Below are 15,616 nucleotides of genomic sequence, written 5' to 3' on the forward strand. Positions count from 1 at the left end.
GCGTTTTTTGATCGTTGCAAAAAAGCTTTCAGCAACAGCATTATCATGACAATTTCCTCTTCGACTCATCGATGGAACTAGGTTATGTTATTTCATGAATGCTAGCTAATCAGCACTGCCGTATTGGCTATCTTGATCGCTATACACCTAACTTCTGATTTTGGTTGGCGTTGATAAACAGCCATTAATAAAGCTTTTATCACTAATTGCTTATCCATATTTCTATCCATTGACCACCCAGCAATCCGTCTTGAAAATAGAACCATCACGGTTGCAAAATATAAAAAACCTTCATTCGTTCAATGTAGGTAATATCACTTACCCACGATTGATTAGGAGCAGACGGATTAAATTGGTGTGCTAACAAATTATCGGCGACTCAATATGGTTTACCACCTTTTATGTAGTGTCGTTTAAACCTATTTTTGCTTTGAAATAATGCTGTCGCATTACCTTTGCAACACGATTAACACTGCATTGTTCACCAATCTCACGTAAACCTTGGTAGATCCAAGGACAGCCATAAGTACCACCACTAGCAACATAAAACTCCTTGATAAGCTTAAATAAACGATTGTCTTCAATCGTTCTATCGCTTTGTGGTTTATTTAAGCATACACAAAAACCACTGCGGTTTAACTTCATAACACGACACATAAATATAACTGAAAACTCGTTACGATGGTTTCTAATAAAACAGTATTTTACTCTGGATTGTTGGCAAAGTACCTTTCGGCCTTTTTTAGGATGTCTCTCTCCGCTGTTACGCGTTTTAGCTCAGATTCAAGTTTTGCGATTTTTAATTGATCATCAGAAGATTGTTTTAGTTTAGGTTTTTTTAGATAACTGGCTCCGTCAGTGATATAAGGTTTTAGTACAAATTCCTAACTATTCTGACACTTCTGAAACTAAATAACCACATTCAGTGATTTGCTTTACAGCTTCAACTTTAAATTCTTGGGTATAACGTTTTCTTTACTCATAAACACCTCTTTTTTAGTTACATTGTAACTCTTTTAAGTGTCTAGCAAAGTCTAGGAAGTCCACTCGACCAACTCCAATAGAGCCTCCTAATTGAGCAAATATTGACTCAGTAAGAACAGCAAGCCCTAAACTTGAAGAGATAATAACGTCTAGTCCTTAGTTGATTATCATCATATTAATAAATAACCAATCTTTCATACCAGATAAAGATAGTGACGAATAATAAAAAATAGTGTCACTGATCAAATCATCTTCCATTAAAACAGTTATGCTCCTAGCCATAGCAAATAATAAGTGCAATACTTAATAAGCTCTGAGCACCATTAACAAAGTTATTTACTATGCTTTTTTCGGTCATCCCGGCGCGGCTAAAGCAATCAAAATAGCACCTGTAAAAAAGGCAGTTGTCATTTCCAAAATCATCATTGCAAGCTTATTGCCCCATAAACCATAGTGACAAAGGTACCGAAGAACAGTGTTAAAATAATCACTACTTTTCTATCTAACTTTCCTATTGAATCCATATCTGATTTAAAAAAATGATTAATATTCTCTTGTTTAGCAAAAAATATCAAAGATTGGCTAGGGTCATTTTTTACTTTTTTTACTTTTTTTACATAGTGAAGAATATAAAATAAACGATGATACTTGCCGTAATTAATATAACGACTCTTAAACCAGTACCAACAGTCCAATTAATACCTGCAGAGTTAGAAGCTATTATGACACTAAACGGGTTTATAGTTGCCCCTAAAGCCCGGTAGCCGCCCCTAAATACAAAGTTGCTAGTGGTACTAATACATCGTAGCCTGCAACTAAAAAAACAAGAATTTAAATAGGGTAAAAAGCAATTAGATCTTCTGCCATCCCAAACGTCATACCGTCTATACCAGTAAGTAAAAAAGAAAATACAATAAGGAGTTGTTCCTTTCCTTTTAATATATTAAAAGCGCATACATACCTTTATCAAAAGCCCCTGTGGCTCCAACTAAACCTATCAAGCCTCCAACCACTTATACAAGTAAAATAATATCTATCGTATTATAAGAACCTTTTAAGAATGATTGTAAAAAATCAATCACATCTTAGGTAGCTGCTCGTAAGTATTAGGAATTACAATTGGTTTTAAAATTTTTCCTTGCGTAAAGCTTGCTAACTTTACTTTTATTCCTAACTCAGAAATTGTTTTTTCTGTTACTAGTAATTCGATTTGTGAATTATTTGTACTCAATATAAACATGTATTTATCTGAATTATATTCAATAGGGTCATACTGCCCAGCAGGAATAAACCAAGAAGTAATATAAACCAGAATGGCGATAAGAAAAAGTACTGTATGCGCGATATAAAATGAGTGAGGATTTTTTAGCTGGTCAGATTATCCCTGCTGTTTAGATTTAACTATAAACTAGTTTTAGAGATTTTCACATTTTATGGCTTGGGATTTGAGAATTTAGTTTTATATCAAAAATCAGATATTACAGTGAATTTAAAAATATCAAAGTAATAAATAGTCTACTTATTCGCATACAATTTATCCGAGCAAACTACTTTTATTGTTGCGCTATTAAATAATTCAGTTGCTCGATGACAGTTTCAGGTTCATAAAAATGGATATTATGCTCTGTGGTTCTAGAGAACTCTACTCTCATATTAGTTGAAAGTTTATTCATGTCTTCAATCGCTTTTAAATACATGTTTTTCATCCTAGTCCACACCTTATTTTTCCCAAGATCTTTTCCAGGGGTCCAAATACCGTTCTTTGCCCATAAAAGAACAAAAGGCGTGTCTCCAAAATCATCAGCTTCTTTGATTATTTTTTCATTAGCTTTAAGGTCATGAAAGCCTATGTTTTTCATTGGTTCATTCCAATATGATAATTCCTCTAAGCGATCAGCTTCTTGATCTTTGCTATATTGCTCTGATTCAGGTTTCCATTTAGCTATTCGATTAGACCACTGCCCATATTGGCTAGGATCAATAAGTAAAATACCTACAACATCACTAGAGTAAAGGTGATTATATGCTTTCACAGGGTACGAACCGTACGAATGACCAACCATTATATAAGGCGGCTTTACATCCACGTTTTTTAATAACGTATGAAGCTGCTCGCTAATATCATTGATATTGTATGCTTTTGATAATTTATCGCTTTTTCCCATATGTGCACGATCATAAATACAAATCCTGTTTTTTTGACTCATTTTTTCTATTACAGCCCCCCACTCATCTTCAGAGCCATAACCATTAAAACCGGATTGAACAATAATGCTAGGTGATTTATCCCCATAACATTCAATGTGAAGTTTTATGCCACCAGCATCATACATACCATTAATATGATTTTTAAACTCTGCTGCATTACTATTCGTACTTATGCCTATTAGAACAATTAACAGCCAAAACATAAAATTAGCGGATAATATTTTTATCTTATTCATAACTTTCGCTCTGTATTTTAATATTTAGTAAATTCACAACACCAATATATTACACATGTAATCAATAGAATTACAAGTGTAATGTTAAAATTAAAAAAGCACTTTAGGTTTGAGCTTATTTTTTGATATTAAATTCTTAAAACAGTTAAAAGTTTTGATTTATATGGGGACTTACAAAGAGGATATTTCAGCACCAAACGAACCGTCTGGTGCCAAAGAGAAGAACTACTTTGTAACTGAAGTAGTTTTTAGGCTTAATGAGATTTTAGGTTTTTCTACTGCGAAACCGGCTGCGTGGAAATGTCCTCCACCGCCAAACAATTTTGCGATATTGGCTACGTCTACGCCGTCGACATCTGATCTTAATGAGAATATGCGTTTATCAGCATTATCACAGTACATAGCGGCAAAAGGCTGGCCTTTTGCTAATTCGTTACCAATTTCACTGGCTAGGCTATTAGTATTGACACATGGTACTTGGTAGCCGGCGATATCAACCATTTCTATATTTTTAGGTTTAGTTGCTCTGCTGATTTGTTTATTTTGATATTCAACGATGGCTTCGCCTTTGCTGATCAAATCTAATAACTTAGTTTCATCTAAGTATTGTTCCCATACATCAAAGGTCATAGCGCATGTTTGTAGTGCAGCCGATACTTCTTTACTGTTTGGTAATTGCCAATGCCATAAATCGCGATCTTGGATATAAGCTAATAAAGTTGGTAATGGGCGCTCTGGTAATAAATGCTCCCATGTTAATACGGCACCTGAGCGTTCCATATCAAATACAGTGCAATCTAAACCAGCTAGTGCTTCTTCTGCTGTTTTATGGTGATCTATTACTAATAAACTATCGGCTTCTTGTTCTAGCTTTAATATCACTTCACGTGAATAAGAAAAGTCGACAATAAAAACATGTTTATTGCTAACATCTGGCGCTTCATCACCATGTTGTGCGGCAATAAACTCACAATCGAAGTTATTGAGATCACAATATTGTTTTACGGCTAAAGCAGCACCAAAGCCATCAGAACAGTTTTTGTGATAAATACATAAATATTTCATTGAGTTTCCGTTTGTGAGTTTCTATTGTTTGGCGAATTCGCCTACCTTAAACCACAGCCTTTTAATATTAGCTGAGTTAAAGTTTCTGTGATGTCTTCAAAATCTTCATCAGATAGTGACTCTTTATCCATAGCGGCCAATACTTGTACACCAAAATCGGCGTAATGCTGTGTTGAGCCCCAAATAAAGAATAATAAGTGCATCGGGTCGATAGGGTCCATTTTACCTTGATCTATCCATGCTTGGATAGCATCGGCCTTATGTTTTATTGAAGTTCTGAAGTCATGGCTCAAAAAATGACTTAAATGCGGTGCACCATGGACCATTTCGCTGGCAAATATGCGTGACGCATTAGGATTGTTCTTTGATGACATCACTTTTGCACGAATATAAGTGGTTAAAGTCTCTCTAGGATCATCATCTGCATTAATATCAGATACGGTTGCATCCCATACTTCAACGATATCACCTAACACAGCGCCATATAGGTCGAGTTTATTCTTAAAGTAATAATGAATATTGGCACGTGGTAATTCAGCACGCTCAGCAATACGCTTCATAGAAGCGCCTTTAAAGCCAAAAGTAAGAAACTCTTCTTCTGCTGCTGCAATGATCACGACTTGGTTTTGTTGGCGAATACGTCCAGCAGGCTCTTTACGGCGGTTTTGTAATACGTCAATTTCACTCATAAACTTTTAAATATGCTTAATCAAAAAAATCAGTATAAGGAATTTCGCTTATTTGAGCTATACCTAACAATATAATAGCCATATAAAAAAGGGACGTTATTTAAAATAACATCCCTTTTACTGTTTTTAAAAAAATCTAGATTCAAATAATAAGCGCTGAACTTCACTTCACCGTTATTTAGCTTTCACAATTAAACGCTGACGATGAAGTACAGGTTCAGTATAACCGCTAGGTTGTATACTGCCTTTAAATACTAATTCATATGCGGCAGCGAACGCATCACTGGTATTTAAGTTATCAGACATTGCAATATAATTTTTATCTTGGCTATTTTGCTGATCCACCACTTTTGCCATACGAACTAAAGTATTTTCTACTTGTTCAGTACTACAAATACCATGATGCAACCAGTTGGCTACATGTTGGCTTGAAATACGTAAAGTTGCACGGTCTTCCATTAAGCCAACATCTTCAATATTTGGTACTTTAGAACAGCCTATGCCCATATTCACCCAACGCACTACATAACCTAAAATTCCTTGGATATTGTTATCTAGCTCTAACTGAATAGACTCAGCCGTTAACTGACTTTGATCTTTCAATAATGGCAATCTAAGCAGCATATCTAAGCTTTTAAGGCCTTTATCTACGATTTCGTCTTGTAGGGCTTCAACATTTACTTTGTGATAATGCAATGCATGTAGCGTTGCCGCTGTTGGCGATGGTACCCAAGCACAATTGGCACCTGATTTTGGATGAACATCTTTTTCCACCAGCATTTGCGCCATATTATCTGGGATTGGCCACATGCCCTTGCCTATTTGACCTTTGCCTTTAAAACCACAATCAAGTCCAATTACCACATTACGATTTTCGTAAGCTTGGATCCAATCTTGCGACTTCATAGCCTCTTTTGGCACAACAGGACCGGCCTCCATAGAGGTATGAATTTCATCGCCTGTTCTATCCATAAAGCCCGTATTAATAAATACAACGCGCTCTTTAGCAGCATGAATACATTGTTTTAAATTCACACTGGTACGGCGTTCTTCATCCATTAAGCCCATTTTTATGGTATTAGCTTCAAGACCAAACGCTTGTTCAATTAAACCAAATAGTTTTACCGCAAAAGCCACCTCTTCAGGGCCGTGCATTTTTGGTTTTACAATATAAATACTGCCAGCAGCGGAGTTAACTAATGCCCCTGTATGTTTTAAGTCATGAATTGCAATAAGAGATGTGACTACACCATCTAAAATACCTTCAGGTATTTCACAACCATCTTTGTCAATAATGGTTTCATTTGTCATTAAATGACCTACGTTTCTAACAAACATTAAGCTGCGTGCACTTAATGCCAGCTCTTCACCATTTTTAGCTGTGTAATATCTATCTGTATTTAAGCTACGATGAATCACTTTACCGCCTTTTGTGACTTTTTCACTTAAGTCACCTTTCATTAGGCCTAACCAATTTTTATAAACTTGGATTTTATCTTCAATATCTACTGCTGCAATGGAGTCTTCACAGTCGTGAATAACTGTTAATGCTGATTCAATGATCACATCACTCATATTTGCGATATCAGCTTCACCTACAGGATGATTTGCATTAAAAACTAACTCTACATGCAAGCCGTTATTAGCTAATAAAATAGCACTTGGTGAGTCTTTACTACCTTTAAAGCCAACAAAATTTGATGCATTTGATAATTGTGTTGTTTCGCCATTTGTTAAGGTAATTTGCAGCTGTTGGTCAATAACTTGATAGTTTGTAACCTCAGAAAAAATACCTTGATTTAACGTAAAGGTTTCATCTAAATATTGCTTAGCGTATGCAACTACAGCTTTACCACGTTTTGGATTATAACTTTTAGTGATGGCTGTTTCGTCGTGAATTGCAATGACATCAGTTGAATATAAGGCATCAAATAAACTGCCCCAGCGTGCATTAGTCGCATTAAGTGCATAGCGCGCATTCATTACTGGCACTACAAGTTGTGGGCCTGCTAAGTTAGCCACTTCTGGGTCGACATTTTTAGGTGAGATTTTAAAATCAGCAATATCTTCAGCTAAGTAACCTATTTCCTGTAAAAAGGCTTTATAAGCCACTTCATCGTACTGGCTTGTTTGGTGTTGTTTATGCCACTCATCAATTTGAGACTGCAATTTTACACGTGTATCGAGTAATTGCTTATTGATAGGTGAGAGTTCATTTACTATGGCTTCAAATGATTGCCAAAATTTATCCTGCTCTATCCCTGTACCAGGAATAACATCTTGGTTTATGAAATTAAAAAATGCTTCTGCTACCTGAAATCCGCCAACAGTTATTCTTCGCTTTGTCATGTGGTAGATCCTACTTCTGTACTTAAAATAAAAAGTAGCGGGCCAAATCGGATTAAAAGCCCACTACAAAGGTAAAACGAGATTTACTTAACAGGTGCGCCCTGCGCGATCCATAAAGCAATATAATTACGCTCATCGTCTTCTATTTTTGTTTTATTCATAAACGGCATATCTTTGGCATCAACTGCACGCGCTTGAATTCTAGGTGCCCAACGACTCATTTGTTCTATGTCATCAAGTATTACACCACCTTGTGCCACTTTAAAAATATCATCCGTAGGAGTACTTGAGTGACAACTTGCACAACGGCTAACGATAATATCGTTCACTTTTTGTAAATCTACTGTATGCACTTCACTACCAGTTTCATCAATAATTGGAGTAGCTGATTTAGGTGCTATCGCTACAGCTAATACAATTGATAATGCAGCTGCGCCCACTAAAACCAATGGATTTTGATTGCCTTTATGTTTAGCTACAAAGTATTGACGAATAGCAGCAGTAATTACAAAAATCACCATAAGCACTAACCAGTTATATTCATGGTTAAAGATCATAGGGTAGTGATTGCTGATCATGATAAATAGCAGCGGTAAAGTGGCATAAGTATTATGCGTTGAGCGAAGCTTTGCTTTAGCACCCCACGTTGGGTCAACTGGTTCGCCTTTTTCCACTGAGGCGACTAATGCGCGTTGCGATGGCATTATGGTGAAAAATACATTACCTGCCATGATAGTACCAATCACAGCACCTACATGCATAAAGGCACCACGGGCACTAAATGTTTCACTTAATACGTAAGATAAACCAGTGATCAATGCCATTAAAATAATACCAAGCAGTAAACCATGTTCAGCTAATTTAGTGCGACATAAAACATCATAAACAATCCAACCACCTACAATAGATGTTAAACCGATTGCGATTGCTTGCATTTGACTTAACTCTGCGATGTTAGGGTCGATTAAATAAATATCAGCACCAACGTAAAACATTAAGCTTAATAATACAAAACCCGTTAACCAAGTACTGTATGCTTCCCATTTAAACCAATGTAATAGCTCTGGCATTTTTTCTGGTGCGTGTTTATATTTAGCAACTTCATAAAAGCCACCCCCATGTATCGCCCATAAATCGCCGTCTATGCCTTTATCTGATTTCCAGCCTGGTGGTTTTTCTAAATGATTATCTAGCCAGACAAAATAGAACGACGCTCCTATCCAGGCAATCCCAGTTATTACGTGGGCAAAGCGTAAAATTAAATTAACCCATTCTGTGATATATGGATCCATGTTGATCTCCGATATATTCTGCACATTGAGATAACCGCTATCTCAAAGCATGTGAATTCTTATTATTTTTTATATTTTTGTTGATACAAACACGGCTAAAGCCCCGTCGACATCTTTTTAATTCTTTGGTTGGCGGGGTTTTAATCCCGCTTTCCTTTTAATTCTGTAAGGCTAAAGCCCTACCTACAATCTTTTAATTCTTTTCGTCGGCGGGACTTCAGTCCCGCTCTATTTTGTTATTTAGTAAGGCTAAAGCCCTACCTACAAAGGTTTAAATTTATCTATCTCAACGAGGCTGAAGCCCCTCCTACATTTTTGACTTATTATAACGCTGATGTTTTTTTATTATTTCTATCATGAGCTAAGTCACCCATCACATAAGTTTCACGTACAGTACGATCATCACCTAATGTAGTTAATACAAATAAACGCTCTAAAATGTCTTTGGTATTGTTCATACGTACACGCATTAGATCTGTTGATTTGTAATCTAAAACAATAAAGTCAGCTTCTTTACCTGGAGTAAAGTTACCAATTTTGTCGTCTAAATCGAGCGCTGAAGCACCTCCTAAAGTAGCTAAGTAAAATGACTTAAGTGCAGTCAGTTTTTCGCCCCTTAGCTGCTGAATTTTGTAAGCTTCATTTAGTGTTTGTAATTGTGAAAAGCTAGTACCGCCGCCCACATCAGTACCTAAACCTACATCTACGTTAAACTCTTCTGCTTTTTTCAAGTTAAATAAACCACTGCCTAAAAATAAGTTAGAAGTTGGACAATAAGATAGAGATGAATCGGTATCGCTTAATCTTTGATATTCGCTATCACATAAATGGATACCGTGTGCAAATACACTACGTTTACTTAATAAACCGTGTTTATCGTAAACGTCTAAATAGTTTTCACATTCAGGGAATAAATCACTCACCCAAGCACATTCATTTTTGTTTTCAGATAAATGTGTATGCATAAATACACCTGGGTATTCTTCAAGTAATTGCCCAGCTTTATGTAATTGTTCACTGGTACTTGTAGGAGCAAAACGCGGTGTTACCGCATAATGTAAACGACCTTTGCCATGCCACTTTTCGATAAGTGCTTTTGATTCTTCGTAACTCGACTCTGCAGTATCTGTTAAGTTATCTGGCGCATTGCGATCCATCATTACTTTACCGCAGATCATACGTACGTTTAGCTCTTCTGCTTGTGTAAAAAATGCATCTACAGATTCTGGATGAACTGTGCCAAATACTAATGCCGTTGTTGTACCATTTGTAAGTAGTTGGTCTAAAAAGAATTGGGCTCTAGGTTTTGCAAAATTAGTATCACCAAACTGCGATTCAGTTGGGAAAGTATAAGTTTCTAACCACTCTAATAATTGCTCACCATATGAGCCTATTATTTCAGTTTGTGGATAATGGATATGAGTATCAACAAAACCTGGCATTAATAAACCATTATCATGCTGTTTTACAACAACATCATCAGCTAGTGTTGGCAAAATATCGTTTGCTAGACCGACAGTTTCAACCAAGCCATCTTTAACAACAAGCACACCATCTTCAAAGTACTGATAGCTTTGCTCATTGTCTTTAGCAGGATCGCTTAAAAAATGTAAAATTTCACCACGAAATGCTTTTGTTGTATTACTCATAAACTTATTAACCTTGCACTTAAATGTATTATTTAATTCTAAAATTTAATTGTGATTTTTTGTTCATCTATTAAGGCGATTTCATCACAGTTATCACCTTTACCACCACGGTCTACTACCAAGAAATCACTTTGATCATTAAGAGCTAAACAGAAGTGATGCCAAGTCCCTTTATGATAATTAACGCCTTGATCTGCCGAGGCTAAAAATACGCGTATTTTAGTTAAGTCTAAGTCACCCTTAGGTGCGACAACCACTAAATACGGATTATTTCCCATAGGTATAAATGCTTGGCTACCTTTAGGGTGACGCTCCATCATGCCAATCTGAATTGGCAACGCCAAAGGCGTAGAACGAAAAATATTTATAATGGTTTTACCGTCATTATCAGCCACATCTACATCAGCTAAATTATGAAAACGTATTGTGAAACCTTGATTAATTTCAAAGTTTTCAACTGAATCAGCACATTCAATGACATCACCAAATTGGGCAAATTCAGCAGCTGTTAAAGGCATAGCTTCAATAAACTTTTTACCGTTTTCATCTTCACTGATATAACACTGCTGCATACTTAGCTACCTCTGTAAGTTGAGTAACCATAGGCAGTTAATAACAATGGAATATGATAATGCGTACCACTGCCATCTATGCTAAATACGATATCAACATATGGATAAAAGCCTTGCTCTTTGTTCATATCAAAATAAGACTTAGTATCAAAGTGCATACGGTAATTACCGGCGTCTAAAACAAGATCATCATCTAATAAACCTGCAATACGACCATCATCATTAGTGATCCCTTGTGAGATCACTTGCCAATCGCCTGCAACTTCTTTAAATAATTTAATTGGCACTGAGCGCGCTGGCAGCCCTTTTGTTGTATCTAATATGTGAGTTGTGATCTGGCTCATCTGATATCCTAAGAAAATTTATTTAATCTAATATGAAAAATTTTACGCTGCTCTTCTGCGGCATTTTTCAATTCAGTATCGCGGTCATTACCAATACGCGCTTCTAATAACGCCAACATCTGCGCAGCACTTTTACCGGTTGCACATACAATGAAGATAAAACCAAATTTGGCATGATAATCATCATTACCTTTGGCTAATGCTTTTATAGTCAATTCATCAGCGGCATTCATACCTGACTGCTCACCGGCAGCAAGCTCTTTAGTATTAGCGTACTTTTTCATTAAGCTGCTAACATCGCCGATTTTAGGATGACCATCAAAAGCTTCTAAATAATCGCCTTCTGATAAACCAATCCAATTATCGTTTGCCGCTTCAAATAAGGCATCTAAATCAGCATGTGGACGAGATTCCACCATTTTTGAGACCCAAGCACTTGATGTACAACATTGCATAAATGCATGTTTTGCTTGAGCTAAATCCATTGCGTTAATGTCTTGAAAATTCATAATGCACCTTTAAACAATAAAAATGCTTTTCATCCCTGAAAAGCCAATGATAACTGTATTAGCTAAGCTATTTAGGCAAGCCAAATAAACGTAAACGAGAAATACCGCCATCAGGGAATATGTTAAGGCGAATATGACTAAATGAATTGTTACCGCTGTTTATTTCACTTATAAATAAATGCTCACGATCCGCATAAAGCTTGGTTTTACATATCACTTCTTGCCACTCAACAGTGCCACCTAATACCTCTTCATCTGTGCTATTTGTTGCCTCTAACGAGAAAGTATCTGGGAAGTTACCTTTAAAGTGCGCGGTATCTACAATCAGTTTTTGTAAATCACCTGGGACAGCTAATTTAACTATTGACCAATCAGGACCCGGATCACGACGACGTTTCGTCTCCCAACCATCCCCCATATTCACACCACGCCCTGGCATAATTAAATTATTTTTATCGCTAAAAAACATGTCTGAACATAACAAGGCCCGAGCACCATTTTTAATAGACGCTAAATCAATGAGTTCACCTTCAACAAAGTTTTTAGGATCTAATTTAGGATCACCATAAACGCGAAAACGCGCTACACCGCCATCAGGGAACATATTCAACCTCACGTGAGTCCAAACTTGTTCTTTATTTTCTAAATCAACATTTACTGGGAAAAGGTTTTGGCTATGTGCATCAGTTGTGCTTTGATCTAAAATCGTTGTCCAAACTGCATCTTTAATATCGCCATCACAATGACATGCTTCAACAGAAACTGATTGCGGTGCATTGCCTTTAAAGTGGTTTGTATCTATATCAAAACCACGGATCACACCAGGAACACCAAGACGAATTGTACACCAGTCAAATTCTCGACCATTATCACGACCATAGCTTCGGCGTGACTCCCAACCATCCATCCATTTACCACGGTCTGTAAATTTTTCTTCAATGAAAATACCGCGACCTGGTTTGATCAGGTTTTCCATTTCAGCAAAAAAATCATCGCTACAAGCTAATGTTTCTCCGCCTAAGCGGGCTTGTGCCATATCAATAAAATGTTGGGTGTAATAAGTGTTCAATTCCTCTTGATTCATTGGTTTCTCTCTGTTGTTTTAGCGCGAGTTAAGTCGTGCTTTTTATGATTAAACAAACGCGACTAAAGTCCCGTCTACCATTTTTCATTATTCATTTTTGGACGTTGCGCTAAAACCCCGCGTATCATCTTAAAATGCTTTTTGAAAATACAGGACGTAGGTCCGTCTATCTGAAAAAACATGCACGTAAAATACCCGCCTACACTCAGCCTTTAAACTCTACCTTTTAGTAAAGGCTGGCCTACAGGCGCATTCATAAATTCATCGTTGTCATAAACTGTTTGACCACGTAAATAAGTACGCTCTACACGCCCTTTTACTGTTCGGCCTTCATAAGGTGTGATTTTGTGTCTATGTTTAATCATCTCATTAGTGATCTCATATTCAGATTTATCATCAAAGACAACAAAATCAGCGTGGTAACCCACTTTTATATAACCTTTAATATGATCCATACCTATAAATTTAGCCGTTTGTGCACTCATCCAATGAGCGATATCAGTTAAGCCAAAACCGCGCTCTGCCGCTTGTGTCCAAATTAACGGTAATCCAAATTGCAGTGCTGAAATACCACCCCAAGCCTTTTCTATATCACCGCTATCAATATGTTTTAGTTGCGGAGTACAAGGTGAGTGATCTGATACGATAAAATCAATTACACCATCTTTTAGGCCTTGCCAAAGTTGATGACGATTATCATTTTCACGAATTGGCGGACAACATTTAAATAATGTTTTGCCATCAGGAATTTCTTCAGAAAATAAAGTTAAATAATGTGGGCAAGTTTCAATTGTTAAACTTTGACCTTCTTCACGAGCTGCTTTGATACTGCTGATCGCTTCTGCACTTGATAAATGCACAATATGAACATGACAATCTTGACCATTCGCTTTCACTTCACGGTTAAGGTCTATCATCATATCAATAGCATCGTTTTCCCACGATTTAGGGCGTGAGTCTAAAAATGTTTGATAGCTGTCACTAATTTCTGCAGGTTCACTGTTACCGCAATCAAGTTCAGCATGAATTAAATAAGGTGAGTTGTGCTTTGCTAGAATAGGCATGGCTTTGCGTAAATCATCGGCTTCCATATTTGGAAACTCTTCAATGCCTGAATCAATTAAAAATGATTTAACACCTAATACACCAGCATCTAATAACTCATCTAAATCATTTACGCTATCAGGAATAACGCCGCCCCAAAAACCGCAATCAACCCAAAGTTTGTCAACTACAGCATCAAGCTTTTCATCAAATGCCTGCTTGTTAATAGTGACTGGAATACAGTTTAAAGGCATATCTACTAAAGTTGTTATACCACCAGCAGCTGCCGCTTGAGTTGCTGTATTAAAGCCTTCCCATTCTGTACGACCAGGTTCGTTAATATGAACATGACTATCAACTAAACCTGGCATTAATACTTTATTACCTAAATCTTCGACAGCACAATTAGGCTGATAATCATGCTCTCTAATAGCATCAATTAAACCATTTTTAATAATAACAGTGGCTGCATGAACGCCTTTTTCTGTCACAACACGTTGGCTGCGAATGGCAAAATGATTTGTCGGATTTTGATTTTTAATATTACTACTAGACATTTTTTTCACTCTTAGTTAATTGTGTTTTGCGACATTTTGATTGTTATTGTCATCACTAGTTTCTTGCGCTTTTAAAGCAAACCATCGGCTTACTAATTTATGTTGCTTACGCTTTTTATTGCGTAAATTGCGCGCTATCTTTTTGCTCTTGGCTTTGAACTGTCTTTTTAGCATTGTGTTCTTGCTCATCAATCATTGATTTTAGTTCACTCCAATCAACACCTTGCTTATTTGGTGTTGGCTCCAGATCTGCTTGATATAAACCTATAATTTCGCCAACAATTGATACCGCAACTTCCATAGGTAACTTACCTGGCACATTACTTAACCCCACAGGACATGCGATTGTGTCTACTAATTCTTTTTTAATGCCGTGGTGGTCGAATCTTTGTTGGAATCTTTTCCATTTGGTATCAGAACCAATTAAACCTAAATACTTAAAGTCTTCACGTTTTAAAATGGCACTGCAAATATCGAAATCTCTTTGATGGTTATGCGTTAAAACAACGTAATAGCTATTAGCTGGCATACTGGCTATTTCATCAACAGGGTTATCCGTGATCACATGATTAGTATTATTGGCAGCTACTTCAGGGAATAGCTCTTCACGTTCATCCACCCAATGTAATTTAACCGGTAAACCTGCAAGCATAGGTGCGATTGCATGGCCCACATGACCAGCACCAAACAACATAATATTGATATGTGAACTGGCAAAACTTTCAAATAAAACGCTCGTTGTACCACCACAACATTGGCCCAGTTTAGGGCCTAATGGAAAATGCTCTAAATGCTGTGTTTGCTCACCTTTTGATAAAATGTCTAAAGCAATTTTTATTGCTTTATGCTCTAAATGACCGCCACCTATGGTATCGAATGATGAATTAGCACATACTACCATTTTGGTACCACTATCTCTTGGCGCAGAGCCACGAACACCCAGAATTGTCACTAAAACATATGCTTCGCCCCTAGCTGTTAATTCTTTTACGGCATCTACCCAAGAGGTATTTGGTGTCATCATGGCCCTAGTT

General features: G+C 36.8%; 14 protein-coding genes and 2 pseudogenes. All 16 read right to left on the reverse strand.

Features of this window, described 5'->3' with window-relative positions:
• Positions 1 to 101: 101 nt before the first annotated feature.
• Positions 102 to 284, reverse strand: a pseudogene (locus PSA_RS26895) (hypothetical protein); the annotation flags it as partial.
• Between the two features lie 115 nt (positions 285 to 399).
• On the reverse strand, positions 400 to 645 hold the full coding sequence (locus tag PSA_RS26455; protein ID WP_202865665.1) for an IS3 family transposase: 246 nt from the start codon (positions 643 to 645) through the stop codon (positions 400 to 402).
• Between the two features lie 243 nt (positions 646 to 888).
• Positions 889 to 963 (reverse strand): annotated as a pseudogene (locus PSA_RS27275) (hypothetical protein); the annotation flags it as partial.
• A 634-nt stretch (positions 964 to 1,597) separates the two neighbouring features.
• Positions 1,598 to 1,924, reverse strand: a complete 327-nt coding sequence (locus PSA_RS27280; protein ID WP_127924211.1) for a hypothetical protein — start codon at positions 1,922 to 1,924, stop codon at positions 1,598 to 1,600.
• Between the two features lie 613 nt (positions 1,925 to 2,537).
• The gene (locus PSA_RS17355; protein WP_042150589.1) at positions 2,538 to 3,428 is read right to left on the reverse strand and encodes an alpha/beta hydrolase; all 891 of its coding nucleotides are present in this window, start codon (positions 3,426 to 3,428) and stop codon (positions 2,538 to 2,540) included.
• Positions 3,429 to 3,653: 225 nt separating this feature from the next.
• The gene (locus tag PSA_RS17360) at positions 3,654 to 4,493 is read right to left on the reverse strand and encodes a DHHA1 domain-containing protein (protein WP_042150590.1); all 840 of its coding nucleotides are present in this window, start codon (positions 4,491 to 4,493) and stop codon (positions 3,654 to 3,656) included.
• Positions 4,494 to 4,534: 41 nt separating this feature from the next.
• The gene (locus tag PSA_RS17365; RefSeq protein ID WP_042150591.1) at positions 4,535 to 5,182 is read right to left on the reverse strand and encodes a TetR/AcrR family transcriptional regulator; all 648 of its coding nucleotides are present in this window, start codon (positions 5,180 to 5,182) and stop codon (positions 4,535 to 4,537) included.
• Positions 5,183 to 5,356: 174 nt separating this feature from the next.
• Positions 5,357 to 7,531: a malate synthase G gene (locus PSA_RS17370; RefSeq protein WP_042150593.1), complete on the reverse strand. Its 2,175-nt coding sequence runs from the start codon at positions 7,529 to 7,531 to the stop codon at positions 5,357 to 5,359.
• An 83-nt stretch (positions 7,532 to 7,614) separates the two neighbouring features.
• Positions 7,615 to 8,823, reverse strand: a complete 1,209-nt coding sequence (locus PSA_RS17375) for a urate hydroxylase PuuD (protein ID WP_042150594.1) — start codon at positions 8,821 to 8,823, stop codon at positions 7,615 to 7,617.
• Positions 8,824 to 9,146: 323 nt separating this feature from the next.
• Positions 9,147 to 10,472 (reverse strand): guanine deaminase, encoded by a 1,326-nt coding sequence (gene guaD, locus PSA_RS17380; RefSeq protein WP_042150596.1) that lies wholly within the window; start codon positions 10,470 to 10,472, stop codon positions 9,147 to 9,149.
• Between the two features lie 38 nt (positions 10,473 to 10,510).
• Entirely contained in the window at positions 10,511 to 11,044 is a 534-nt protein-coding gene (locus PSA_RS17385; RefSeq protein WP_042150598.1) for an ureidoglycolate lyase, read from the reverse strand.
• 2 nt (positions 11,045 to 11,046) lie between these two features.
• A complete protein-coding gene (gene uraH / locus PSA_RS17390; protein WP_042150600.1) occupies positions 11,047 to 11,388 on the reverse strand; it encodes a hydroxyisourate hydrolase in 342 nt (113 codons plus the stop codon).
• Between the two features lie 8 nt (positions 11,389 to 11,396).
• Positions 11,397 to 11,897 carry a 2-oxo-4-hydroxy-4-carboxy-5-ureidoimidazoline decarboxylase gene (gene uraD / locus PSA_RS17395; RefSeq protein ID WP_042150602.1) on the reverse strand — a complete coding sequence of 167 codons (501 nt, stop codon included), beginning with the start codon at positions 11,895 to 11,897 and terminating at the stop codon, positions 11,397 to 11,399.
• Positions 11,898 to 11,964: 67 nt separating this feature from the next.
• Entirely contained in the window at positions 11,965 to 12,981 is a 1,017-nt protein-coding gene (gene alc / locus PSA_RS17400; protein ID WP_042150604.1) for an allantoicase, read from the reverse strand.
• Between the two features lie 212 nt (positions 12,982 to 13,193).
• Complete coding sequence (gene allB / locus PSA_RS17405) at positions 13,194 to 14,582, reverse strand: allantoinase AllB (protein WP_042150606.1); 1,389 nt, start codon at positions 14,580 to 14,582, stop codon at positions 13,194 to 13,196.
• Positions 14,583 to 14,697: 115 nt separating this feature from the next.
• Positions 14,698 to 15,606, reverse strand: a complete 909-nt coding sequence (xdhC, locus tag PSA_RS17410) for a xanthine dehydrogenase accessory protein XdhC (RefSeq protein ID WP_231665284.1) — start codon at positions 15,604 to 15,606, stop codon at positions 14,698 to 14,700.
• Between the last annotated feature and the right edge of the window lie 10 nt (positions 15,607 to 15,616).

The sequence above is a fragment of the Pseudoalteromonas sp. '520P1 No. 423' genome, from assembly GCF_001269985.1.
Lineage (GTDB): Bacteria > Pseudomonadota > Gammaproteobacteria > Enterobacterales > Alteromonadaceae > Pseudoalteromonas.

What these genes read in the sequence shown, in the direction of transcription:
- guaD (WP_042150596.1), bottom strand. Translation starts at nt 10,472, where the DNA reads ATGAGTAATACAACAAAAGCATTTCGTGGTGAAATTTTACATTTTTTA.
- uraD (WP_042150602.1), bottom strand. Translation starts at nt 11,897, where the DNA reads ATGAATTTTCAAGACATTAACGCAATGGATTTAGCTCAAGCAAAACAT.
- PSA_RS17370 (WP_042150593.1), bottom strand. Translation starts at nt 7,531, where the DNA reads ATGACAAAGCGAAGAATAACTGTTGGCGGATTTCAGGTAGCAGAAGCA.
- uraH (WP_042150600.1), bottom strand. Translation starts at nt 11,388, where the DNA reads ATGAGCCAGATCACAACTCACATATTAGATACAACAAAAGGGCTGCCA.
- alc (WP_042150604.1), bottom strand. Translation starts at nt 12,981, where the DNA reads ATGAATCAAGAGGAATTGAACACTTATTACACCCAACATTTTATTGAT.
- PSA_RS17355 (WP_042150589.1), bottom strand. Translation starts at nt 3,428, where the DNA reads ATGAATAAGATAAAAATATTATCCGCTAATTTTATGTTTTGGCTGTTA.
- allB (WP_042150606.1), bottom strand. Translation starts at nt 14,582, where the DNA reads ATGTCTAGTAGTAATATTAAAAATCAAAATCCGACAAATCATTTTGCC.
- xdhC (WP_231665284.1), bottom strand. Translation starts at nt 15,606, where the DNA reads ATGATGACACCAAATACCTCTTGGGTAGATGCCGTAAAAGAATTAACA.
- PSA_RS26455 (WP_202865665.1), bottom strand. Translation starts at nt 645, where the DNA reads ATGAAGTTAAACCGCAGTGGTTTTTGTGTATGCTTAAATAAACCACAA.
- PSA_RS17360 (WP_042150590.1), bottom strand. Translation starts at nt 4,493, where the DNA reads ATGAAATATTTATGTATTTATCACAAAAACTGTTCTGATGGCTTTGGT.
- PSA_RS17385 (WP_042150598.1), bottom strand. Translation starts at nt 11,044, where the DNA reads ATGCAGCAGTGTTATATCAGTGAAGATGAAAACGGTAAAAAGTTTATT.
- PSA_RS17365 (WP_042150591.1), bottom strand. Translation starts at nt 5,182, where the DNA reads ATGAGTGAAATTGACGTATTACAAAACCGCCGTAAAGAGCCTGCTGGA.
- PSA_RS17375 (WP_042150594.1), bottom strand. Translation starts at nt 8,823, where the DNA reads ATGGATCCATATATCACAGAATGGGTTAATTTAATTTTACGCTTTGCC.